The following is a 21,476-nucleotide window of genomic DNA, read 5'->3' on the forward strand; positions in this document are numbered from 1 at the left end:
GCCTGCGCTGGTGTTGCGGCCCGGGCGGTTGAAGAAGCGGCCCGAGTTTCTGCGGGTCGCCGCCAGGGGACGCAAGGCCGCGACGCCGGGCGTGGTGGTGCAGGCTCTGGCCCGTCACTGTGCAGCCGAAGGCGACTCGGCCGAGGCCGATGCGCGTGGACAGCACGATACAGCGACGCAACAGAAGTCGATCCGCGTCGGATTCACGGCCAGCCGGAAGGTCGGCAACGCCGTGGCGCGCAACCGTGCGCGCCGACGGCTGCGTGCCGCAGTGGACGAGATTTTCCCCGAGGCCGCTCAGCCCTGCCGCGACTATGTGGTGGTGGCGCGGCGGGGAACTTTAGACCGGCCCTGGCCGGCCTTGCTGGAAGACCTGCGTTCGGCCCTGCGCCGGGTGGAACGGTCCGGCGGCAAGTCTGCTCAGGGCAAGCGCAAGGGCACTGGCAATCATCGTGGCCGCGGCCACCGCAGTGAAGTTCAGAAAGCGGGTTGAATCATGCTGCACCGGCTGGTGTCGCTGACGGGACGAGGGCTTGGCGCAGTGATGATCGGCTGTGTGCAGGTTTATCGCTTGTGCTTCTCCCCGCTGCTGCCGCCGAGTTGTCGCCACTTCCCGACCTGTTCGACCTACGCGATTGAGGCGATCCGCAAGCACGGGCCCGTCACCGGGTTCGGACTGACCACCTGGCGTTTGTTGCGATGCCACCCCTGGGGTGCCTGGGGCTACGACCCCGTGCCAGAGGCCGGCCTCTGGCAGCGCGCGCGCCAGCGCCTTTCCGGCCGCCCGGAAACGCCCGGTTCCGGCCTTCACTCGCGCCATCACCCTTCCTGACGGACCACTGGAGCGGCTCTCCGCAATGGATCAAAAGAACCTTCTCCTGGCGATTGTCTTCTCGCTCGCGATTCTGCTCGGTTTCGAATTTCTCGTCAGCGGGCCGCAGCGCGAGCGCCTGGCCGAAGAGCAGCGTCAGCAGGAAACGGCGGAGCTCTCGACCGCGCCCACAGCGGGCGATGCCCCGATTCCGGGAGACGCAGCGCGACCGGGAGCTTCCGGTCCGGATACCGATGCCGCGCTTCAGGACGCGATGGATGGCCGTCCGTCGGGCATGCAGACCGAAGCAGCGCTGAGCCAATCACCGCGGGTCGAGGTCGAAACCCCGACGCTCACCGGCTCGCTCTCCCTCGTCGGTGGCCGGGTCGACGATCTGGTGCTCAAGGACTACCGCGAGACGATCGACCCTGACAGCCCGCGCATCCGGTTGCTGCATCCTGCGGCCAGCGCCCAGCCCTACTTCGCCGATTTCGGTTGGACCGCCCGCCAGGAGGGCGTCTCACTACCGCAGGGAGACAGCGAGTGGCGTCTGGTCGAGGGCGAGCGCCTGACGCCGGCAAACCCCGTTGTCATCGAATGGGACAACGGCGAAGGCCTGACCTTCCGCCGCACCTTCGAGATCGACGAGAACTACATGTTCACGGTCAACCAGGAGGTCCGCAACGACAGCGACAGCCCGCTGAGCATGGCGCCCTATGGCCTCATCTCGCGCAGCGGCACGCCGGACACCCTTGGCTTTTTCATCCTCCACGAAGGCTTGATCGGCGTCTTCAACGACAGCCTGCAGCAAACCAGCTACTCCTCCATCCGCGATGACGGGGTGGAAAGCTGGACCACGACCGGTGGCTGGCTCGGCATTACCGACAAGTACTGGATGGCAGCGCTGGCGCCAGACCCGACGGAATCGGTGACCGCCCGCTTCCTGCACAGCGGCGGCGGCGGACCGAAGTACCAGACGGACCTGGTCTATGGCCTGCGCGACATCGCGCCCGGTGAAAGCCTGTCCCAGACCACGCATCTCTTTGCCGGTGCCAAGGAGGTCACGCTCCTCGACGACTATCGGGATGACCTCGGCATCTCGAACTTCGATCTCGCAGTCGACTTCGGCTGGTTCTATTTCCTGACCAAACCGATCTTCTATGTGCTGCACTGGCTCGCCGGCATCATCGGCAACTTCGGCGTCGCGATCCTGATCCTCACGGTGATGATCAAGATGGTGTTCTTCCCGCTGGCCAATAAGTCCTACCGCTCCATGGCCAAGCTGCGGAAACTGCAGCCGGAGATGATGAAGCTGAAGGAGCGCTTCGGCGACGACCGACAGCGCATGAACCAGGAGATGATGGCGCTCTACCGCAAGGAGGGAGCCAACCCGGTGGCCGGCTGCCTGCCGATCGTCATCCAGATCCCGGTTTTCTTCGCGCTCTACAAGGTGCTTTTCGTCACCATCGAGATGCGCCATACGCCCTTCTTCGGGTGGATTCAGGACCTCTCGGCTCCGGACCCGACCTCCATCTTCAATCTCTTTGGGCTGCTGCCCTATGACGTGCCCAACCTGGGTATGCTGGCCATCCTCTCCATCGGTGTCTGGCCAATTCTCATGGGCATCTCCATGTACGCCCAGCAGCTGCTCAACCCGCAGCCGCCCGACCCGATCCAGGCGCGCATCTTCCTCGCCCTGCCGGTGGTCTTCACCTTCGTGCTGGGCAGCTTCCCGGCCGGCCTTGTGATCTACTGGACCTGGAACAACGTCCTCTCGGTGATCCAGCAGTACGTGATCATGCGCCAGGCGGGTGTGCCCATCGGACGCAAGGCAGCCGCCACCCCCGCCACCAGCGGAAGCGGGAGCGATGAGAGCGGCGACAGCAAGGGCAAGGAAAAGGCCCCGGCCGACACGTCATCGGGCGGGAAGCGCAAAGCCAAGTCCAAGCGCTGAGACTGACCGTGTCGAGCAAGGCACCCGAATCGCAGACGGATGAGCAGAACGAGCAGGCGCGCCGCGAGGCGGGGCGCCTGCTCTTCGCGCAGGAAGCCCTTTTCCTGCTGGCCGCCGTCAGCGCGGAACAGGTGCCGGCCAGTGACCTGCCTGAGGTTGCCTTTGCCGGTCGCTCCAATGTGGGCAAGTCGAGCCTGGTCAACGCCTTGACCGGCCGGCGTACGCTGGCCCGTACGTCGAACACGCCCGGCCGCACGCAGCAGCTCATCTTCTTCGACCTCGGCGGGCGGCTGATGCTGGTTGACCTGCCCGGCTACGGCTATGCCAAAGCGCCAAAATCCGATGTGGAGCGCTGGACCCGCCTCACCCGAAACTATCTAAAAGGCCGGCCGCAGTTGCGGCGCATCCTGCTGCTGATCGATTCGCGCCACGGCCTCAAGGATGTGGACCGCGCCGTTATGCGGGAGCTGGATTCGGCCGCCGTTTCCTATCAATTGGTCTTGACCAAGAGCGACAAGCTGAAGGCGGGCGCCTTGAACGCGCGCCTGCAGGAAACCGCGGCGGAACTGGCAAAACATGTGGCTGCGCATCCGGAGATCGCCGTCACCAGCTCGGAAAAGGGTGACGGCATCGAAGAGTTGCGGGCGGCCTTGGCCGATCTGGCTGCTCTAGGCTGAATGCGGCTCGGAAGGCGGGAGGACTACAGCATGGCACCAAAGAAAGACATTGGCGAAACCAAGCACTGGCTGCGCACGGCGCGCACCCTGACCGAGGCCCTGCCCTTCATGCGCCGCTATGCCGGCCGGACCGTGGTGGTGAAGTACGGTGGCCATGCCATGGGCGACGGCAAGCTGGCCGAACTCTTCGCGCGCGACATCGTCCTGATGAAGCAGGTGGGCATCAATCCGATCGTTGTGCACGGCGGCGGCCCGCAGATCGGTCAGATGCTCAAGCGCCTGCAGGTGGAAAGCGAATTCATCGACGGCCTGCGCGTCACCGACGCGCGCACCGTGGAGGTGGTGGAGATGGTGCTCGCCGGCTCCATCAACAAAGCCATCGTCGGTGCAATAAACGCGGCCGGCGGCACCGCCATCGGCATCTGTGGCAAGGACGGCAACCTGATCCAGGCCCGCAAGCTGCGCCGGGCCCGGCGCGATCCCGAGTCGAACATCGAGCAGCTGCTGGACCTCGGTTTCGTCGGTGAGCCGCGCCACATCAACCCGCAGATCCTCACCGCGCTGGAACAGGCTGGAATGATCCCGGTGATCGCCCCGCTGGGCGTCGGCGCCAATGGTGAGACCTACAACATCAATGCCGACACCGTGGCCGGTGCCGTCGCGGCGGCGGTAGGTGCCGTGCGCCTGCTGCTGCTCACCGACGTGGCCGGCGTGCTGGACAAGCAGGGCGAACTGATCGAATCGCTGTCGCTGGCCGAAGTCCGGGCGCTGATGGCCGACGGCACGATCCACGGCGGGATGATCCCCAAGCTGGAGACCTGCATCGGCGCCGTGGAAGAGGGCGTGGACGCCGCGGTGATCCTCGACGGCCGGGTGGCGCACGCCGTGCTGCTTGAAGTCTTCACGGATCAGGGCGTCGGCACGCTGGTGCGACGGGACTGAGAACCGCTACGTTTCCACGAACCAGGTACGGACGGCGGCTTGACGCGCGTCGGTCTCACTTTATGGTAATAAGCCTCTCTGCTACGGAGGCTGGTCATGACGGTGGAACGTGCTGTTCTCCTGGTTGTCGGGTGCCTGATCGTGGTGACGGTGCTGTTGGCGGTTTATCACAGCCTGAACTGGCTTTGGATCACCGGCATCCTCGGCGCACACCTGATCCAGGCCTCCTTCACCGGGCTCTGTCCCGTGGTGATGACCTTGAAAAAGCTGGGCCTGCCGAGTCGGGCGGGCTTCACGCACTGAACCACTCGGCCCGCCGTCAGGGCACCAGCCAGTTCAGCTTGGGTCACCGCTTCGCAGGCGGCGCTGGGCTTCGGTGAGCAGAGCGGCGTGATCGGCGGAGAAGTCGCCCTCGATCCACCAAGCCTCCAGATCGTGCAGCAGCCGGCCCAGTTCCGGCCCGCGATCAGCCCCCACGGCCAGCAAATCGCGCCCCTTCAAGGGGAAGGATCTCGGCAGCCAGGCGTCCACCTGTTTCCTGGCCGAATCGAGTGCCTCGGCACCCCATCCCTCCTCTGCTGTTGCCAACAGCAGGAGCTCGCGCACCGCGTCGACTCCGAAGCGGTAGAGCGTCCGGCGCAGCGCGCGTGGTTCCATATCGGGCCGGACCGGCCTGGGGCGGGTCCGCAGGAGGATCAGCCGATCCCGCTGGGCGTTGGAGAGCCGCAAGCGCTGGACCACTGTCGCAGCCCCCTGCTCATCGCAATCCAGCAGCGCCGCCAACCTCAGCAAGGTATCGGCGGCATGATCCAGCGTGAGCAGGCAAGACAGGCGGTCGGGCGGTCCGGCCTCGGGCAGTTCGCTGGCCAGGATGCGATGCTGGTGCATCAAGGAAAGCGTGGGCACCGGCTCGGGCGCGGCCAGCAGCTTCAGCAGTTCGTCGCGCACCCTTTCGCCAGAGAGCCGCGCCAGCTCCGGTGCCGCTTCGACCGCAGCCGCCAAGGCCTCGCCGTCAGGCTCCCCACGGCCGTAACGCGCCAGGAAACGAAAAAAGCGCAGCAGGCGCAGATAGTCCTCGGCAATCCGCTGGCGCGCCGAGCCCACGAAACGCACACGCCCAGCCCGGGCATCCGCCACGCCGCCGAAGTAGTCCCAGATGCGCCCCGCCGCATCGCAGGACAGGGCGTTCATGGTGAAGTCCCGCCGCGCGGCATCGGCTTTCCAGTCATCGGTGAAGGCGACTCGCGCGTGGCGGCCGAATGTCTCCTCGTCCCGGCGCAGCGTGGTGATCTCGAAAGGCTGTCCGGCAGCCACGGCGGTGACGGTGCCGTGGTCTACCCCCGTCGGGACGACCTTCAGCCGCGCCTCCTCCAACAAGGCGATGACCCGTTCCGGCGGATCCGGGGTGGCGATATCCACGTCGTTCACCGGCAGACCCAGCAAGGCATCACGCACGCAGCCGCCCACAAAGCGGACCCTCTGGCCTTGCGCCTCAAGGGCGGCAAGCACTCTGCGCGTCGCCGGCGCTGCCATCCATTCCTGAGGCTCCAGCCGATGCTGTATCGCATCCGTCATGCGCTGCGCGGTCCACGACACTTGTATCGTTGCGCCGAGCGCTCGACATTCTCCCATTCACCTTGCGAAAATGCTTGACCCATCGCGTCCGGCGCTTTCTGTAACCCAGCCGACATTATGGTCTCTCCACTGTTCGAAACATCCTCATGCCCTTGATTGACCTGAACGAGATCAGCTCGCCGCTTGTGTTACGCGCTTACGACTACTGGAAAGGCAAGCACCGCAATGGCCACCTCCCCGCCCGGGCCGATATCGATCCGCTCGAGATTCCGGAGCTTCTGCCCAACGTCCTGATCAGCCAGGCGAAACAGGATCCCTTCAGCATCGTCTACCGGCTCGCGGGAACCGAAGTGGTCGCCATGAACAAGATGGATCTCACCGGCAAGCCGCTCAACTATGGCATCGAGCAGCCGGCCTGGCGACAGTACTGGCGGGATGCCTATTGGCTGGGGTGCAGCGAGCGTCGTCCGATCTTTGGCGCTGACACCTACGAGTACCGGGATCGCGAGCACGTGAATTTCGAGTGGTGCATTCTCCCACTGGCGCAGAACGGGGTGGACGTGGACATGTTCTTCGAGATCGAGGCCTATGCCGAGGGCGCGCGGGCCGGTCGAGGCGTCCCGGTCTACACCGGCCAGCCTTCCGAATAGGGGCGGCTCGTCAGTCCGAGGCGCCCGGCGTCCAGTCCCTGCGTTTAAGTCGCTGCCTGATCTCTCGCCACTGCGAGGCGAGGCCCGGCAGCAGATTGGCGCTTGAGGGGGCGCTGTAGCGGGCGAGCGCTTCCGCCGCCAAGGCCTCGATCTCGCTGATCAAGCGGGGATCGGCGACGGCGGGATCGCACTCGTTGCAACGGAATGACTGACCGTTCTCCACGGCGAAGAGACTGTCCCAGTCTTCCCCGAAGTGGCGCCGGGCAAAGTTCTGATTCACGATCGCGTAGCGCGCGCGAATCCGGGCGGCCAACTCGTCATCGAGGCCCATGAAGCGCGGTTCCTTCCAGCCGCGGGTCAGCACTTCCTGGCGCAGCCAGCGCCGGGCCTTGTTCTCGTTGTCGCCGAAGCGATAGTGCGCTCCCTGCCGCCGCAGGCGCAGCAGCAGTTCCATGGTGATGACGCCCGGACGCTCGTTCTTGACCGGCGGTTCCTCACGCGCCGCCGAGATCCGCGGCAGCTCGCAGACCTCGAGAAAGCGTTTCGCCAGATTCCCGCGGGCGGCCGCGAGGGGAAGGGCGCGAAACTCCGCCCCCGGACAGTCGATCCACTGTGCCAGCCGTTGGTCGTAGTCGTAGCGCTGCTCCTGCAGGGCTGCCTCGACGTAGAGCCGGAAGCGCTTGCCGGTGCGGAAGTAGAGCACGGCATGGCTGTAGAAGGAGTTCATGAACTGTGCCTGCGGGCGCACCACCGCAACGAAGGTGACGCGAAACCCCCTTTGCCCGAAACTGGCTGCCAGCCGCGCTGGCCCCTGGCGATCCGGCGCCAGGCGCTGCAGCCCTTCGTAGGACAGCAGCAGCGTCTCGCAGCCCGCTTCCTCGCACCCCCGATCCAATTCGGGAAGCAGGGTGGACTCGAACGGCGCCCGGTCGTGCGCCAGACTTTCGAAAAGCTCGCGATACAGCAGGCGTTTCCCGACAAGCGGCGTGAAAACCCCTTTTCGCAGCAGCGACTTGCGGTGACGGCGCAGGAAGTGCTGGAGCGTGGTGCTGCCGGCCTTCGGCATGCCCACGTGGATGATGCAGCGGCGCATGAACTCGCAAGAATCCGTCTACTCAGAAAAACCGTTCGCGCTGGGTTCTGTTTGCTACCTGCCCGGAGGGGTGCTTGTCACCGGGCTTTTTCGGGTCATCCCCGGAGGAGCCGCCGGCCGCGCTGCCCCACCATCAACGCTCAAATGGCGATCGCCATTTCCTGCGCCCGCTGCAGATTGCGGAGGTACTGCGCGCGGCCGGTTTCATACTGCGGCGGCCAGTGCTGCCCCTCGTATCCGAGCTGGGCGGCGGCGTGCAGCGTCCAGAAGGGATCGGCCAGATGCGGCCGCGCCAGGGCGCAGAGGTCGGCCCGCCCCGCGGCAAGAATCGAATTGGCGTGGTCGGTCTCGTAGATATTGCCCACCGCCATGGTGGCGATGTCCACCTCGTTGCGGATGCGGTCGGAAAAGGGCGTCTGGAACATGCGGCCATAGACCGGTTTCGCCTCCGTCGAAGTCTGGCCGGCAGACACGTCGATCAGGTCCGCACCGGCCGCCTTGAAGGCCCGGGCAATCTCCACGGCCTCGTCGGCCCCAATACCGCCCTCGACCCAGTCGCTGGCGGACACGCGCACTGCCATGGGTCGCTCCTGCGGCCAGACCGCCCGGATCGCCTCGAAGACCTCGATGGGAAAACGCAGCCGTGCGTTGAGGTCGCCGCCATAGGCATCCTGCCGCCGGTTTCTCAGCGGCGTGATGAAGCTCGACAGCAGGTAGCCGTGCGCAGCGTGGAGTTCCAGCATATCAAACCCAGCCTCGAGCCCTCGCTCCGCGGCCACCACGAAGTCGGCGATCACCTGGTCCATGTCGGCTCGGGTCATCTCCCGCGGCATCTGGTTGGCGGGGCTCCAGGGGACGGGTGACGGCGCCAGCAGCGGCCAGTTGCCCTCGTCGAGCGGCAGGTCGGTCCCCTCCCAGGGCACCTTTGTCGAGCCCTTTGGCCCGGCATGGCCGAGCTGAAGGCAGACCTTGGCCGGCGTATGGCCGTGGATGAACTCCACGAGCCGCTTGTAGGCGCGACTGTGCTCCGGGTCGTAGAGGCCGCAGCAGCCCGGCGTGATGCGGCCGTCGGGCGAAACGCAGGTCATCTCCGTATAGATCAGCCCTGCCCCACCCAGCGCCCGCGAACCCAGGTGTACCAGGTGGAAATCGTTCGGCGTCCCCTCCTTGGCCGAGTACATGGCCATGGGCGAGAGCACCACCCGATTTGGCAGCACCATGTTTCGCAGGCGGAAGGGCGCGAACATGGGCGGAATCGCGGGCGGCGGTGCTTCCCCTTCCGGCTTTGCCTCGGGGCCCCTGCCCGCCCCTTGGAGCTGCGCGACGGCACGCCCGGCAAACCAACGTTCCACACCCTCAAGGTAGGTCCGGTCGCGCAGCCGCAGGTTCTCGTGGCTCACGCGCTGGGACCGGGTGAGCAGGGCATAGGCGAACTGCTCGGGCTCCAGGCTGGCATAGCGCGCCACATTCTCGAACCATTCGGTGGAGTTGCGCGCGGCCGATTGCAGCCGCAGCACCTCGACCCGCCGTTCCGCCTCGTAGGCCGCCAGCCTGTCCGTTAGCGAACCCTCGCCAGTGTCGAGATGACGCGCCAGGGCTATGGCATCTTCCAGCGCCAGCTTGGTGCCGGAGCCGATGGAGAAGTGCGCCGAATGGGCCGCATCCCCCATCAGCACGATGTTGTCCTTCACCCAGGTTTCGTTGGAAATGCGCGGGAAGGAGATCCAGTCGGAGCCACGCCGGTGCCGGCTATTGGCCATCGGTCCATGACCGTCGAGGTAGGGAGCGAACAGCCGCTCACAGAATTCGATGGTCGCTGCGGCGTCTGCCTGGTCCAGTCCGGCAGCGCGCCAGGTCTCCTCGCGGGTTTCGACGATGAAGGTCGAGTGCTCGCGGTCGAAGCGATAGGCGTGGGCCTGGAACCAGCCCCACTGCGTTTCCTCGAAGAGGAAGGTGAAGGCCTCGAAGAGCTTGCGGGTGCCAAGCCAGACGAACTTGCACTTGCGCAGTTCGATGTCCGGCTGGAAGTGCTCGGCATGGGCCTGGCGCACCCGGCTGTTGATGCCGTCGGCGGCCACGATCAAGTCGGCCTGGGGCAAGGCCTCCTGCACCGCGCCCGCGATCTCGGTTTCGAAGCGGAGTTCCACACCCAGCTCCGCGGCCCGCTCCTGCAGAATCGCCAGCAGGCGCCGTCGAGCGATGCCGCAGAAGCCATGCCCGCCGGAGGTGATGACCCGGCCCTTGAAGTGGATGTCGATGTCGTCCCAGTGGGCAAAGGCATCGAGAACGCGGCGTTGGCTCGGCTCGTCGGCACCCTCCAGGTTCTCCAGCGTCCGGTCGGAAAACACCACCCCCCAGCCGAAGGTGTCGCCGGCGCGATTGCGCTCATACACCGTGACCTCGTAGGCCGGATGGCGCTTCTTCATCAGGATGGCGAAGTAGAGTCCGGCCGGCCCGCCGCCGACGATGGCAATACGCATGGCGCTCTCCGCTGTTCGCTGCCCGGTGTCAGGGACCGTGCGGAGATACTTTAAGCTTAAAATATATCACTCGTCGACCGGAAGTCCGGCAGCTTCACGCGACCCTGCCGTTGGCGTTGGTTGTCCAAAGCGACCAGATTCAGGGTCTAGACCGGATCGCATTTAACCTGAACCACTCCGGGTTCCGATAAAATGCGTGAATCCGGTCTACATCAAAGAGATAGAGCCGATTCACGTCTCTGTTCGGTTCGCTTCGCGAACCCGATCAGAGACGACCGGCTCTAATGCGCACCATCGACATCGTGCCAGTTGGCTGTAACCCGTGGCAAACAGCCCGCTATGCGGCAGCGGGTTTCATGTTCATGGTTCTCCACCACGAGCAGGTGGCTGATCCGTTCTCCCGACGCATCGGTGAGCGGCAGGATAAGGCGCAGACACCGACCGAGCTGGCTGTTGGAATTGACGAGAACGCTGTGTGCCAGCGGCTGCCAGCTTTCACTGCACGCGCGATAGTGCTGCTGAACCAGTTCGCCAAAAGCCCGCGGCCTGAGATCCGTGGGGGCAAGGCCCTTGAGGCTGTGTCCGTGAATATAGCGCACCCCTTCGCCGACGATGGCATAGCGAAAAGTCTCCGCCCTGCCCTGTTCGACTTTGCCCTGTTCGACCTCCACCAGGAGCGTAAAGGCCAGGGCCCAGGAGAAATCCGCCGGATCCATCTCGATCTTGGTGGGCGCCCGACGCTCGCCGCGGCGCAGTTGCCAGTAATCGAGAAGTTTGCGCAAGCGCGGCGGCAAGTCGCCGCGAAGATCGAGCGCGGCCGCTTTGACGTCATTTGCCATGGGTTCCGCCCCTTCCCCGAACCGCAGAGTGCGTGAGAGGTCAGGAGCAAGGCAAGAAAACTTTTGATACTTCGCAATTTCAATGGGTAGTGCACGGCCGTTCAAGATCGAGGTCATGCCCTCCACCTCCGTGGCTAACCCCTGCCCCCAATGTCCTGCCCCCAATGTATGGAGTGTCCGCGCGCCCTACCTATTCCGTCTGCGCCCCCTGTCTACTTTGGGACCAGGAACGCGCGCCTTATCACAGATCGCTTGCGAGCAGCAGGAAGCCCAGCACCGCGGCCAGAAGGAACAGGGTCTCGCTCACGACGAGGATGAACGGCTTCCAGCCGAGCTGGGTCATCTCCTTCAGGCTTGTCTTCATGCCCAACGCAGCCACGGCCAGCACGAGGCACCAGCGCGAGGTATCGATCATCGGCTGCGCAATGCCGCTCGGCAGGAAACCCAGCGAATTGATCGCCACCAGCACCACGAAGGCGACCAGAAAGAGGGGCAGGCCGATCAGGCGCCCCTGTGCAGTCTCGCCCAGGGCCAGTCGGCGCGGCTTGAAATAGAGCGAGAGCAGGAAGACGACGGGCACCAGCATGGCGACGCGCATCATCTTGGTGAAGGTCGCGGTGTCGCCGGCGGTATCGGAGATGGTGTAACCCGCCGCCACCACCTGGGCCACGTCGTGGATCGTGGCGCCGATCAACACACCCCCGGTGGTCTCGTCGAAGCCGATGAGCGCCACCAGCGCCGGGTAGAGCACCATGGCACAGGTGGACAGGGTGGTGACCGCCACCACGGCGTAGACGGTGTTGCGCTCCAGTTCGGCGCGTTTGGGCATGACCGAGGAGATGGCCAGCGCCGCCGAAGCACCGCAGATCGCCGTCGCCCCGCCGGTCAGGATCCCCTGCTCCTCCCCCAGGCCCAGCCGACGGGCGAGAAAGCGCCCGAACAACAGGGTGCCCACCACCGCCAGCACCACTGCAAGGCTGGGTACGATGCCAAGCGAAAGGATCTGCTCGAGCGTGATCCGCGCACCCAGCAGGGCCACGCCCAGGCGCAGCACCGTCCGCGACGTGAAGGCGATGCCCGCGCGAAAGCGTCCATCCTCGGAGAGGAAGTTGAAAGCCATGCCGATCAGCAGGGCAAAGAGCAGCACCGGCCCACCGTGATGGTCGCCGATCCAGGCAGCAGCAAGCCCCACCACCAAGGCCAACCCGAAACCGGGGCCAAGCTGACGCCCCCGCTGCGCGAGCGTGGCGGGAAGTGCGGCGAGAGGGGCGCCGCCTCGTAACGGAAACATGCAGACTACCCTGGAAGAATAAGCGAAAACGCGATTGGAGTAAGGATGGCCTCAGATGCGTCTGATACCAGGAATCAGGCCGGACCCGAGCCTCCTGCCGGCCGTGCGCCGGGCTTGATGCGCTGCGGCAGCAGCTTAGAGAGCAGCGGCCAAAGGAGGAGTATCAGGGCGATCCCCAAGAGAAAAGCCGGCAGGGGCTGCGTGACCAGCGGCGAAGGGTCGCCGGCGGTGATCATGAGCCCAGTGCGCAGCTTGGCCTCGGCAAGCGGTCCCAGGATGAAGCCAATAACCAGCGGCGCCAGAGGGACCCGCGCTTTCTCCAGCAGAAAGCCGAGCAGCCCGAAGGCCAGCATCACCCAAACATCGAAAAAGCGGTTGGTTGCCGCGTAGCTGCCGACGATGCAGAAGACAAGAATGGCGGGCAGCAGCAGGCTGCGATCGACCCTGGCCAGCTTGGGCAAGTGACGTACCAGGCCGGTCATCAGCACAAACATCATCAGGGTGGCCACCAGGCAGGAGATCATGATGGCGTAGACGACATCAGGATTGGTGCTGAACAGCATAGGACCGGGCACGATGCCATGCAGATAGAGGCCACCGATCAGGATGGCATCAATGACGCTACCCGGAATGCCGATCGCCACCAGCGGCACCAGCGCGCCGCCGACGGTTGCGCTGTTTCCCGCCTCCGAAGCAATTACTGCCTCTTCCGAGCCGGTGCCGAAGCGCTCCGGCTCCTTCGAGAAGCTGCGCGCCGTAGAGTAGGCCACAACTGAGCCGACGTTTGCGCCGACGCCGGGCAGGATGCCGATCAGGGTGCCAAGGGTGGAAGAGCGCAGCATGTTGCCGCCGTGGCGCCGCCAGTCGGCGAAGCTCAGCGTCACCCGCTCGCGCCGGATCTCGATGCGCTCGGCCGCGCCGAGATGCTCGGTCAGCCCACGCATGATCTGGCTGACCGCAAAGAGGCCTATCAGCACCGGCAGGACATCGAAGCCGTTCTCCATGGCCCTGTTGCCGAAGGTTAGCCGCGGCATTCCGGTGGAGGGGTCCGACCCCGGCATTGCGATCAGGATGCCCAGGAAGCCGGAGAGCAATCCCTTCACCATCGCCCCACGACTGAGGCTGGCGATCAGCACCATCGCCACCATAATGAAGGCGAAGTAGTCCCAAGGGGTGAAGCGCAGGGCGAAATCCGCCAGCGGGCGCGATACGAAAATGAGCGCTACCCAGGACACCAACCCGCCAACGAAGGAAGCCGCTATTCCCAGCGCCAGGGCGCGGCCGGGCCGCCCGGACCGCGCCATGGGATAACCGTCGAGGGTGGTGAGTACCGAAGCCGGTGTTCCCGGCATGCGCAGCAGCGTGGCGCTGATCAGCCCCCCGGCCACGGAGCCCACGTACATGCCCACCAGCATCATGAGCGCCAGGGCGGGCGACATGGTGAAGGTGAGTGGCAGGGTAAGCGCGATCAGCATGGTCCCGCTCAAACCGGGAATCGATCCGACCAGAATGCCCAGCGTGGTGCCAATCAGGGTGAAGAGCAGACCTTCGAGGGACAGTGCGAGCGGCAGGGCTTGGAGGAGTCCGTCCATCGATCTCAGGGGAGGTCCACGATGAAGATCTGGGTGAAGAGGTAATCGCAGCCGAAGCCGAGAACGACGCCGGCAGCCAAGGCCTTGGGCAGACTGGCGACGCGCCAACCGGACAGCAGCCAAACCGTGATGGTGACAAACACCAGGGTGGCACCCCAATACGGCAGGCGCAGGAACGCCAGGGCTGCCACGTAGAGCAACGTCACGATGGAAACCTGCAGAAGTGGGAGCGGCGATGGAGTCTGCCGCGTCCCTCCGCTGTCGGTGCTCTCAGCGAAGGAGGCCGATGGCTCGAAGCGTTTCCGCCTCAGGGCCTGGCCAATCATCGCCAGGCTGAGCAGAATGACGATCAGTGCCGCCGCCATGGGCAGTGCGCCCGGCCCCAGCGGGTCGAGGCCGGGCTGCGGCGCGGCCATCGCCGCCGCGACGCAGGCGCCCCCGATAACTGCCAGGATCAGGCCGGCGGCTATCTCGGCCTGCTCTTCAGACACACTCCCGGCCCTCTCCCAGAGTCACGCTTCAGTTCCTTACTGGGCCTGCGTGGCCCGCACGGCGACCGGGGCGATCCTTTCATACTCCTGCGCGATGAACTCCTTGAAGGATTCGCCGCGGCGAAAAACGTCGGTGTAGGCCCGCTCGCGGAAGGCCTCCTGCACGCGCTCGCTTTCCATGGCCGCCTCCAGGGCATCGGCCATCGTCTCTACCGCCTCGCTGGGCGTGCCTGCTGGCGCTAACCACCAGTAGTCGTAACAGAACTGCGCCTCCACATCCTGCTCCATCGCCGTGGGAACATCGGGCATTTCCGGATGACGATCCTCAGCAAGCAGGCCCAGCGCCTTGATGCCGCGACCTCCCGAGGCCTTATACTGCCCGGTGGAGATGACCGAGGCCTGGGTCGTCCCACCCGCAACCGCGGTGTAGTTGGCAGCATCGCCGCCGATCTGCACGAAGCGGAAGCTGGCGCCTTCCTGCGCGTCCTGCAGCAGCAGTCCGCCGAGATGGTTCATGGCGCCCAGATTGGCCCCAAAGACGATCTCACCCGGCCGCTCGGCAGCATCGTCGAGCAGATCCGCCAGAGTTTCGTAGGGAGCCGATTCCGGCACGATGGCGACGAAGCAGACACCGCCCGTGGAAGCCACCGGTTCGTAGTCTTTATGACCGAAATCGGCCAAACCGGAAGCCTCACTCGAGAGCAGAGTGAGATGGTTGCTCAGGATAGTGTAGCCATCCGGATCGGCCTCCACAACGCGGCGCGAGCCAGTACGCCCGCCGGCCCCCGGAATATTGATCACAGCCAAGGGCTGCGGCAGCAGTTCCTCTTCCTCGATCACGCGCTGGAACAGGCGCACCGTGGCGTCGCTGCCACCTCCGGCTCCATAGGGCACGACGATCTGGATCGGCCGCTCTGGCCACTCGGCGAAAGCTGCGGTCGCGCCGCCCGCCAGAAGTGTTGCCGCAAGGGCGCAACCTAGGAGTCTCTGCATGAACGTATCCTTCCCAGCTTTCCAGTATGTGGGTCAGGTTTCCTGCTGAATAGCCGGCCCTGGCCCAATTTTATCGGGCAGGCGATTGTTCATAGCAGGCATGTGAGTGTCAACCGTTCAATGGACATTAGAATTGTTGACAATCACTCTGTTGACTTGATGCCGTCGTTCTTGCTAGGCGTGAACCACAGCCGGTCGCTTCACGGAACCGGCGTTGACGGAGGAGACACTCAATGAACGCGATTAAGGAATGGCAAGAGGCCGGGCTGAATTTTCGCCTGATCACCCCCGCCATTGGTGTGGAGGTAGGCGGCGCCGATCTGTCCAAGCCCGTGGGCGAGGAGCAGTTGCAGGCCATCCGCAAGGCGCTGTGCGAGCATTCGCTGCTGCTGTTCCGAGGTCAGGAGCTCTCGCCGGAGCCGCACATCGAGTTCAGCCGCCGCTTCGGCCCGCTGGAGAACCACGTGCTCAAGCAGTTCTGCCTGCCCGAGCATCCCGAGATCTTCATCGTCTCCAACATCGTCGAGAACGGCCGTCACATCGGTGCGCACGGCGGCGCCAAGCTGTGGCACTCCGACCTTTCCTACATGGAGGAGCCCAGCCTCGGCTCCGCCTTCTACTGTCTCGAATGTCCCTCAGAAGGCGGTGAGACCGAGTTCGCCAGCATGTACGCAGCCTATGATGCCCTCCCCGAAGAGCGCAGGCGCTGGCTGGACGGTCGCCGGGCCGTGCATGACTACAACTATCACTATGAGACCTTCCTGACCCATCGGCCACCGCTGACCGAGGAGCAGAAGGCCAAGGTGCCGCCGGTCTCCCAGCCCTGCGTGCGCACGCATCCCGAAACCGGGCGCCAGGCGCTCTATCTCTGCTATGCCCTGGTTTCGCACTTCGAAGGCATGAGCCCCGAGGAGAGCCGGCCGATTCTCAAGGAACTCACCGAGTTTGCGACGCAACCTACCTTCACCTATCGCCACGCCTGGAAGCCGGGAGATCTAGTGTTCTGGGACAACCGCAGCGCCATGCATCGCGCCTGTCCCTTCGACGAGAAAAGCAGCCGCCGGTTAATGTACCGCACGACGATCAAGGGCGATCGCCCCTTCCATCGCCCGGCTGCCGCAGTGGCCTGACTCACGTCCACAATTGCCAAAGAGGCCGGGAGCAGCACTTCCGGCCTCTTTTTGCGTGTGAAGCTACGCGCAGCACCCGGCGCGTCGCCGCTACTCGTCCGGCGACTGCAGGGCCAGCATGCGCATGGCATGCTCCTGGGAGTTGGTAACCATCTGAGCGGCGGTGCGTTCCGCCTTCTGCCCGTTGCGCGCCGCGATGGCTTCAATCATGGCCTCCCAAGAGACCAGGGATTGGCGTCGACGCGTCTCGCTGGCCAATCCCAGCCGCGTGTAGCGCAAGATCTGACGCGCCAGCTGGGTGACCATGTCGCGCAGCCGGCGGTTGCCGCAGTGCTCCAGGATCAGGTCCGCCATATCCCGCGAAAGCTGCACGTGGATGGACAGCTCGCCTCCGGCCTTCACTTCCCGCTTCATCTCGGCGAGCAACTGCTCCAGCCTGGCCAGCGTCTCCGGCTTGTGGGACTGGGCGAAGAGTCGTGCCGCCAGCCCAAAGAGCGTGGCGCGGATCACAAAGACCTCGCTGACTTCGTCCACGGAGAGCTTGGTGACCTGCGCCCCGCGCCGGGGATTGATGGTCACCACCCCTTCCTTTTCCAGGATCCGCAAGGCTTCGCGCACGGGACCGCGGCTCACCTGGAAGTAGCTCGCCAGGCGAACCTCCGGGATGTTCTCTCCCGGGCGATACTCCTCCTTGAGCACCATATCGGCCACGTGATTGGCGATCTGCTCCGCCAGGGACAGCGGCCGATGCATGTCAGATGCGTAGAGAGGCGAGTCGGTCATAATGCTGTTTGTCATACCAGGGATTGTTGACGAGTTAAAGTTCAACAACACATCCTGGCAGATCGGGCTGGCGCAACGCGCACCCACGCCGCGGATTCGGGACCGACCGGCAGAGGCTGTGACAGTCCATCCGGACGGCACAGCCCCTGCCCGATCGGCCTGTCTCGGCTTACTTCATGGTCGGCATGACAAACTCGGCGCCGGCGCGGATGCCGGTGGGCCAGCGCGAGGTCACGGTCTTAAGGCGGGTGTAAAAACGCACGCCTTCGGGGCCATGCATGTGGTGGTCGCCGAAGAGCGAGCGCTTCCAGCCGCCGAAGGAATGGAAGGCCATGGGCACCGGGATCGGCACATTGATGCCCACCATGCCCACGTTCACGCGGCTGGCGAAGGTGCGCGCGGCATCGCCGTCGCGGGTGAAGATCGCCGTGCCGTTGCCGTACTCGTGGGCATTCACCAGCGCGGCGGCCTCGTCGTAGCTCTCGGCGCGCACCACGGAGAGCACCGGGCCGAAGATCTCTTCCTTGTAGATGCGCATGTCGGGCTTCACCTCGTCGAAGAGGCACCCGCCGATGAAGTAGCCGTCTTCGTAGCCCTGCATCTTGAAGTCGCGGCCGTCGACCACGAGCTTGGCGCCTTCCTCGACGCCAATGTCGACGTAGCCCTTCACCTTCTCGTAGTGCTGCTTGGTCACCAGCGGGCCCATCTCCGCCTCGGTATCGGAATAGGGGCCGATGCGCAGGTTCTGCACCTTCGGCGTCAGGCGCTCCATGAGAGCATCGCCGGCAGAACCGACAGCAACCGCCACCGAGACCGCCATGCAACGCTCCCCGGCCGAGCCGTAGCCGGCACCCATAAGCGCGTCCGTCGCCTGGTCCATGTCGGCGTCGGGCATGACGATCATATGGTTCTTGGCGCCGCCCAGGGCCTGCACCCGCTTATTGTTTGCCGTGCCGCGATGATAGACGTACTCGGCAATGGGGGTGGAGCCCACGAAGCTGACCGCCTGGATCTCCGGATGGTCCAGAATGGCGTCCACGGATTCCTTGTCGCCGTGCACCACGTTGAAGACACCGGCCGGCAGACCGGCTTCCGTGAGCAGTTCGGCCAGGATCAGCGACGCGCTGGGGTCGCGCTCGGAGGGCTTGAGGACGAAGGTGTTGCCGCAGGCGATCGCCACCGGGAACATCCACATCGGCACCATGGCCGGGAAGTTGAAGGGGGTGATGCCGGCGACCACGCCCAGCGGCTGGCGCACGGAATAGCTGTCGACGTTGGTGCCGACGTTCTCGTTGAACTCGCCCTTGAGCAGGTGCGGAATGCCACAGGCGAACTCCACGACTTCCATGCCGCGGGTCACCTCGCCGGCGGCATCACTCAGCACCTTGCCGTGCTCGCGGCTGATGGCCTCGGCTATGCGGTCGCGGTTGGTCTCGATCAGGTCCTTGAACTTGAACATGACCCGGGCGCGGGTGAGCGGCGGCGTGGCGGCCCACTTGGGCAGCGCCTCGGCGGCAGCGCGCACCGCAGCGTCGACCTCGGCGGTGCTGGCCAGGGGAACCTGTGCCGCGACCTCGCCGGTCGCCGGATTGAAGACATCGGAGCGGCGCCCGCCCTTGCCCTCCTGAGGCTGTCCGGCAATGTAATGATTGAGCTGGGCCGTCATGGGTCATCCTCTCGTCTTGTTGTTCTGGAGCCCGGGCTGCACAGAAGGCGGCAGCGCAGGCGACTGCTGGTACCATAGTGCAAGCGCCCGGTTGGGTGAAAGTGTGGGAAGTGGTGAATTCGAACCCGATGCGCCCCCTGATGGACGATGATCCAGAGCTGCGCCAGGCCCTCTGCGCCATTGCCCGGGTCCGCGGCCGCATCACCTACGCCGAACTGGCCGCAGCCCTCCCCCAACCCGGTCCACAGCGCATCCGGCGGCTGGCGGAGCGGCTGGAGGCCAGCATGCGCGAGGACCACGCCGCCGGCCGGCCGCTGCTGGCCGCGGTCGTGGTCAGTCGTGGCGGCGATCGGCCGCAGCGCGGCTTCTTCGACCTGCTGCAGGAGTTGGGGCGCTACGGCGGCCCCACCACGGGCCCACAGGCCGAGGCCACTCATGCCGCGGAGTTGGCAGCCGTCTATGGCTGGTGGGGTCAGGGCGAGGACCGTGCGTAGCCGAGCGCTCAACCGGGGACGATTTCCTCGCGCCGGTAGCCCTGCAGGAAGAGCAGGCCGGTAAGGTCGGCGTGATCCAGCCGGAAGCGGGCGCGTTCGCGCACCAGCGGCTTGCCGCGGTAGGCAACGCCCAGCCCCGCGGCCTCCAGCATTGCCAGGTCGTTGGCACCGTCGCCCACGGCGGCGGCCTCGGCCGGGGTGATGCCACGCTCACGGCAGAGCTCCTGCAGCGTCTCGAGCTTGGCTTCGCGGCCCAAGATGGGCGGCACCACACGCCCGCTCAGCCGCCCCTCCGACACTTCGAGCCGATTGGCGCGCACCACCTCGAAGCCCAGACGCTCTGCAATGGGTTCGGCAAAGCAGGTGAAGCCGCCCGAGACCAGGGCGCAGCGCACCCCATGCCGGCGCAGCGTGGCCACCAGGCCGGCCGCGCCCGGGTTGACGCTCATGCGCGCGGCCGTGTCCGAGAGCACCCGCTCCGGCAGATCGGCCAGCAGGGCCACACGCGCGTTCAGCGCCTCTTCGAAGCCCAACTCGCCGCGCATGGAGCGCGCGGTCACCTCGGCGATCTCATCGCGCTTGCCGACAAGTTCGCCCAGTTCGTCGAGCATTTCCTGAGCAATGATGGTGGATTCCAGATCGGCCACCAGCAGCGCCTTGCGCCGTCCGGCCGCCGGCTGGATGGCAAGGTCCAGCGGCGCATCGCCCAGGACGGCGCGCAGCTGTGCCTCCAGGTCGACGTGATCGGGGCCGGGAGTGAAAGGCAGGTCGCAGGCAACCCCCTCCCAGAGCCAAGCGGCTTCACCGGGTGTGGCCCCGGCCATGGCCAGTGCGGCGCGCAGGCTTTCCATGTGCGCCGCGCTCAGTTCCGCCCGTTGCGGGTCGTCGATGACGGTGAGAACCTGTGTCATGGCCTTGAGCTAAAGGGCTGCCGGCGGCAGATCAAGCACCCTGCTCAGCAGAACGCTGCGATAACAGGACGGACGCGTGACGGACGGAACGGAAGACTTGCCTTTGGCACTGGTGATCGCCGGCCCCACGGCCAGCGGCAAGTCGGCCCTGGCGGTGCGCCTGGCCGAAGCCCGCAAAGGCACCATCATCAACGCCGACGCCCTGCAGCTCTATCGCGAGCTGTCAATCATCAGCGCCCGACCCGAAGCGGCCGACCTGGAGCGGGCGCCGCACCGGCTCTACGGCACCTTGCCGGCGGCGGAGGGCTGCTCTGCCGGGCGCTGGCGCGAACTGGCCCTGGCCGAGATGGAGGCGGCCCGGAACGCTGGGCGCCTGCCGATCCTCGTGGGTGGGACGGGGCTCTATCTCAAGGCACTGGAGGAGGGCATCGCCGCAGTTCCGCCGGTGCCGACCGAGGTGCGGGCGCGCGGCGAGGCGCGCCTGGAAGCGGGCGAACGCGACGCCCTGCGCCGGGAATTGGCCTCGGGCGATCCCGCCTCTCATGCGCGCCTGCACCCCAATGACAGTCAGCGTCTGCTGCGGGCCTGGGCCGTGCTGGAAGCCACCGGCCGGCCGCTGTCTGCCTGGCAGGCCAGCACCGCAGTCCCTCCGGCTCCATGGCGCTTTGCCTGGATCGTGCTGCTGCCGCCGCGCGAGGCCTTGAACCAAGCCATCGAACAGCGCTTCCAGTCGATGATCGATGCAGGGGCGTTGGACGAGGTGAAGGCGCTGCTGGCCTTGGACCTCCCCGCCACCTCCACCGCCATGAAAGCCGTCGGCGTGCGGGAACTGGCCGCCCATCTTGCCGGCGAATGCAGCCGTGAGGCCGCCATCGCAGCGGCACAGGCCGCAACCCGACGCTACGCCAAGCGACAGACCACCTGGCTGCGCGGGCAGGTGATTGGACGGAAACGATCGCTTCTCCTGCTTGAACAGCAATTTTCTAAAAGTAATAGCGACGATACCTTTAATAAAATTCCGCAATATCTGTTGACCCTCTCCCCCTGAGTGGCTAGGGTGCGCATGCCGCCGGGGGCCAGAGAGTGGCCGCTCCGGCGCTTTTC

The 21,476-nt window shown here is 65.5% G+C and carries 21 protein-coding genes; 10 read left to right on the forward strand and 11 right to left on the reverse strand.

Annotated features, from left to right (window positions below; all coding sequences use genetic code 11):
• The first annotated feature begins 10 nt into the window (after positions 1–10).
• From rnpA to ABZ720_RS08030, 6 genes are all read left to right on the forward strand, one after another.
• Positions 11–493 (forward strand): ribonuclease P protein component, encoded by a 483-nt coding sequence (rnpA, locus tag ABZ720_RS08005; RefSeq protein WP_366554990.1) that lies wholly within the window; start codon positions 11–13, stop codon positions 491–493.
• 3 nt (positions 494–496) lie between these two features.
• The gene (gene yidD, locus ABZ720_RS08010) at positions 497–832 is read left to right on the forward strand and encodes a membrane protein insertion efficiency factor YidD (protein ID WP_366554991.1); all 336 of its coding nucleotides are present in this window, start codon (positions 497–499) and stop codon (positions 830–832) included.
• 25 nt (positions 833–857) lie between these two features.
• Entirely contained in the window at positions 858–2,765 is a 1,908-nt protein-coding gene (gene yidC, locus ABZ720_RS08015; RefSeq protein WP_366554992.1) for a membrane protein insertase YidC, read from the forward strand.
• Between the two features lie 8 nt (positions 2,766–2,773).
• Positions 2,774–3,442 carry a ribosome biogenesis GTP-binding protein YihA/YsxC gene (gene yihA, locus ABZ720_RS08020; protein WP_366554993.1) on the forward strand — a complete coding sequence of 223 codons (669 nt, stop codon included), beginning with the start codon at positions 2,774–2,776 and terminating at the stop codon, positions 3,440–3,442.
• A gap of 30 nt (positions 3,443–3,472) precedes the next feature.
• Positions 3,473–4,384 (forward strand): acetylglutamate kinase, encoded by a 912-nt coding sequence (gene argB / locus ABZ720_RS08025; RefSeq protein ID WP_366554994.1) that lies wholly within the window; start codon positions 3,473–3,475, stop codon positions 4,382–4,384.
• A gap of 96 nt (positions 4,385–4,480) precedes the next feature.
• Positions 4,481–4,687 (forward strand): YgaP family membrane protein, encoded by a 207-nt coding sequence (locus ABZ720_RS08030; protein ID WP_366554995.1) that lies wholly within the window; start codon positions 4,481–4,483, stop codon positions 4,685–4,687.
• 33 nt (positions 4,688–4,720) lie between these two features.
• On the opposite strand, the gene ABZ720_RS08035 is transcribed toward ABZ720_RS08030, so the two are convergent.
• The gene (locus ABZ720_RS08035; protein ID WP_366554996.1) at positions 4,721–5,959 is read right to left on the reverse strand and encodes a CCA tRNA nucleotidyltransferase; all 1,239 of its coding nucleotides are present in this window, start codon (positions 5,957–5,959) and stop codon (positions 4,721–4,723) included.
• A gap of 146 nt (positions 5,960–6,105) precedes the next feature.
• Here ABZ720_RS08035 and ABZ720_RS08040 point away from each other — a divergent pair, with 146 nt between their 5' ends.
• Complete coding sequence (locus tag ABZ720_RS08040) at positions 6,106–6,609, forward strand: PAS domain-containing protein (protein ID WP_366554997.1); 504 nt, start codon at positions 6,106–6,108, stop codon at positions 6,607–6,609.
• A gap of 10 nt (positions 6,610–6,619) precedes the next feature.
• Here ABZ720_RS08040 and ABZ720_RS08045 read toward each other — a convergent pair whose 3' ends face one another.
• From ABZ720_RS08045 to ABZ720_RS08075, 7 genes are all read right to left on the reverse strand, one after another.
• Positions 6,620–7,702, reverse strand: coding sequence for a hypothetical protein (locus ABZ720_RS08045; RefSeq protein WP_366554998.1), 1,083 nt, complete (start codon positions 7,700–7,702; stop codon positions 6,620–6,622).
• Positions 7,703–7,842: 140 nt separating this feature from the next.
• Positions 7,843–10,182, reverse strand: coding sequence for a bifunctional salicylyl-CoA 5-hydroxylase/oxidoreductase (locus ABZ720_RS08050; RefSeq protein WP_366554999.1), 2,340 nt, complete (start codon positions 10,180–10,182; stop codon positions 7,843–7,845).
• A 281-nt stretch (positions 10,183–10,463) separates the two neighbouring features.
• Positions 10,464–11,138 (reverse strand): PAS domain-containing protein, encoded by a 675-nt coding sequence (locus ABZ720_RS08055; RefSeq protein WP_366555000.1) that lies wholly within the window; start codon positions 11,136–11,138, stop codon positions 10,464–10,466.
• Positions 11,139–11,262: 124 nt separating this feature from the next.
• A complete protein-coding gene (locus ABZ720_RS08060) occupies positions 11,263–12,312 on the reverse strand; it encodes a YeiH family protein (RefSeq protein WP_366555001.1) in 1,050 nt (349 codons plus the stop codon).
• A 74-nt stretch (positions 12,313–12,386) separates the two neighbouring features.
• Positions 12,387–13,904, reverse strand: coding sequence for a tripartite tricarboxylate transporter permease (locus tag ABZ720_RS08065; RefSeq protein WP_366555002.1), 1,518 nt, complete (start codon positions 13,902–13,904; stop codon positions 12,387–12,389).
• A gap of 5 nt (positions 13,905–13,909) precedes the next feature.
• Positions 13,910–14,395: a tripartite tricarboxylate transporter TctB family protein gene (locus ABZ720_RS08070; RefSeq protein WP_366555003.1), complete on the reverse strand. Its 486-nt coding sequence runs from the start codon at positions 14,393–14,395 to the stop codon at positions 13,910–13,912.
• Positions 14,396–14,431: 36 nt separating this feature from the next.
• On the reverse strand, positions 14,432–15,388 hold the full coding sequence (locus ABZ720_RS08075) for a Bug family tripartite tricarboxylate transporter substrate binding protein (protein ID WP_366555004.1): 957 nt from the start codon (positions 15,386–15,388) through the stop codon (positions 14,432–14,434).
• Positions 15,389–15,621: 233 nt separating this feature from the next.
• On the opposite strand from ABZ720_RS08075, the gene ABZ720_RS08080 reads away from it, so the two are divergent.
• Complete coding sequence (locus ABZ720_RS08080; protein ID WP_366555005.1) at positions 15,622–16,518, forward strand: TauD/TfdA dioxygenase family protein; 897 nt, start codon at positions 15,622–15,624, stop codon at positions 16,516–16,518.
• Between the two features lie 90 nt (positions 16,519–16,608).
• On the opposite strand, the gene ABZ720_RS08085 is transcribed toward ABZ720_RS08080, so the two are convergent.
• Positions 16,609–17,301 carry a GntR family transcriptional regulator gene (locus tag ABZ720_RS08085; RefSeq protein ID WP_366555006.1) on the reverse strand — a complete coding sequence of 231 codons (693 nt, stop codon included), beginning with the start codon at positions 17,299–17,301 and terminating at the stop codon, positions 16,609–16,611.
• A gap of 169 nt (positions 17,302–17,470) precedes the next feature.
• Positions 17,471–18,967: a CoA-acylating methylmalonate-semialdehyde dehydrogenase gene (locus ABZ720_RS08090; RefSeq protein ID WP_366555007.1), complete on the reverse strand. Its 1,497-nt coding sequence runs from the start codon at positions 18,965–18,967 to the stop codon at positions 17,471–17,473.
• Positions 18,968–19,107: 140 nt separating this feature from the next.
• On the opposite strand from ABZ720_RS08090, the gene ABZ720_RS08095 reads away from it, so the two are divergent.
• Complete coding sequence (locus ABZ720_RS08095) at positions 19,108–19,461, forward strand: hypothetical protein (RefSeq protein WP_366555008.1); 354 nt, start codon at positions 19,108–19,110, stop codon at positions 19,459–19,461.
• Positions 19,462–19,469: 8 nt separating this feature from the next.
• On the opposite strand, the gene serB is transcribed toward ABZ720_RS08095, so the two are convergent.
• Entirely contained in the window at positions 19,470–20,372 is a 903-nt protein-coding gene (gene serB, locus ABZ720_RS08100) for a phosphoserine phosphatase SerB (RefSeq protein ID WP_366555009.1), read from the reverse strand.
• Positions 20,373–20,448: 76 nt separating this feature from the next.
• Between serB and miaA the strand changes: the two genes are divergently transcribed.
• On the forward strand, positions 20,449–21,420 hold the full coding sequence (gene miaA / locus ABZ720_RS08105; protein ID WP_366555010.1) for a tRNA (adenosine(37)-N6)-dimethylallyltransferase MiaA: 972 nt from the start codon (positions 20,449–20,451) through the stop codon (positions 21,418–21,420).
• Positions 21,421–21,476: the final 56 nt, after the last annotated feature.

The sequence above is a fragment of the Aquibaculum sediminis genome, from assembly GCF_040712085.1.
Classification (GTDB): Bacteria; Pseudomonadota; Alphaproteobacteria; order Kiloniellales; family DSM-21159; genus Aquibaculum; species Aquibaculum sediminis.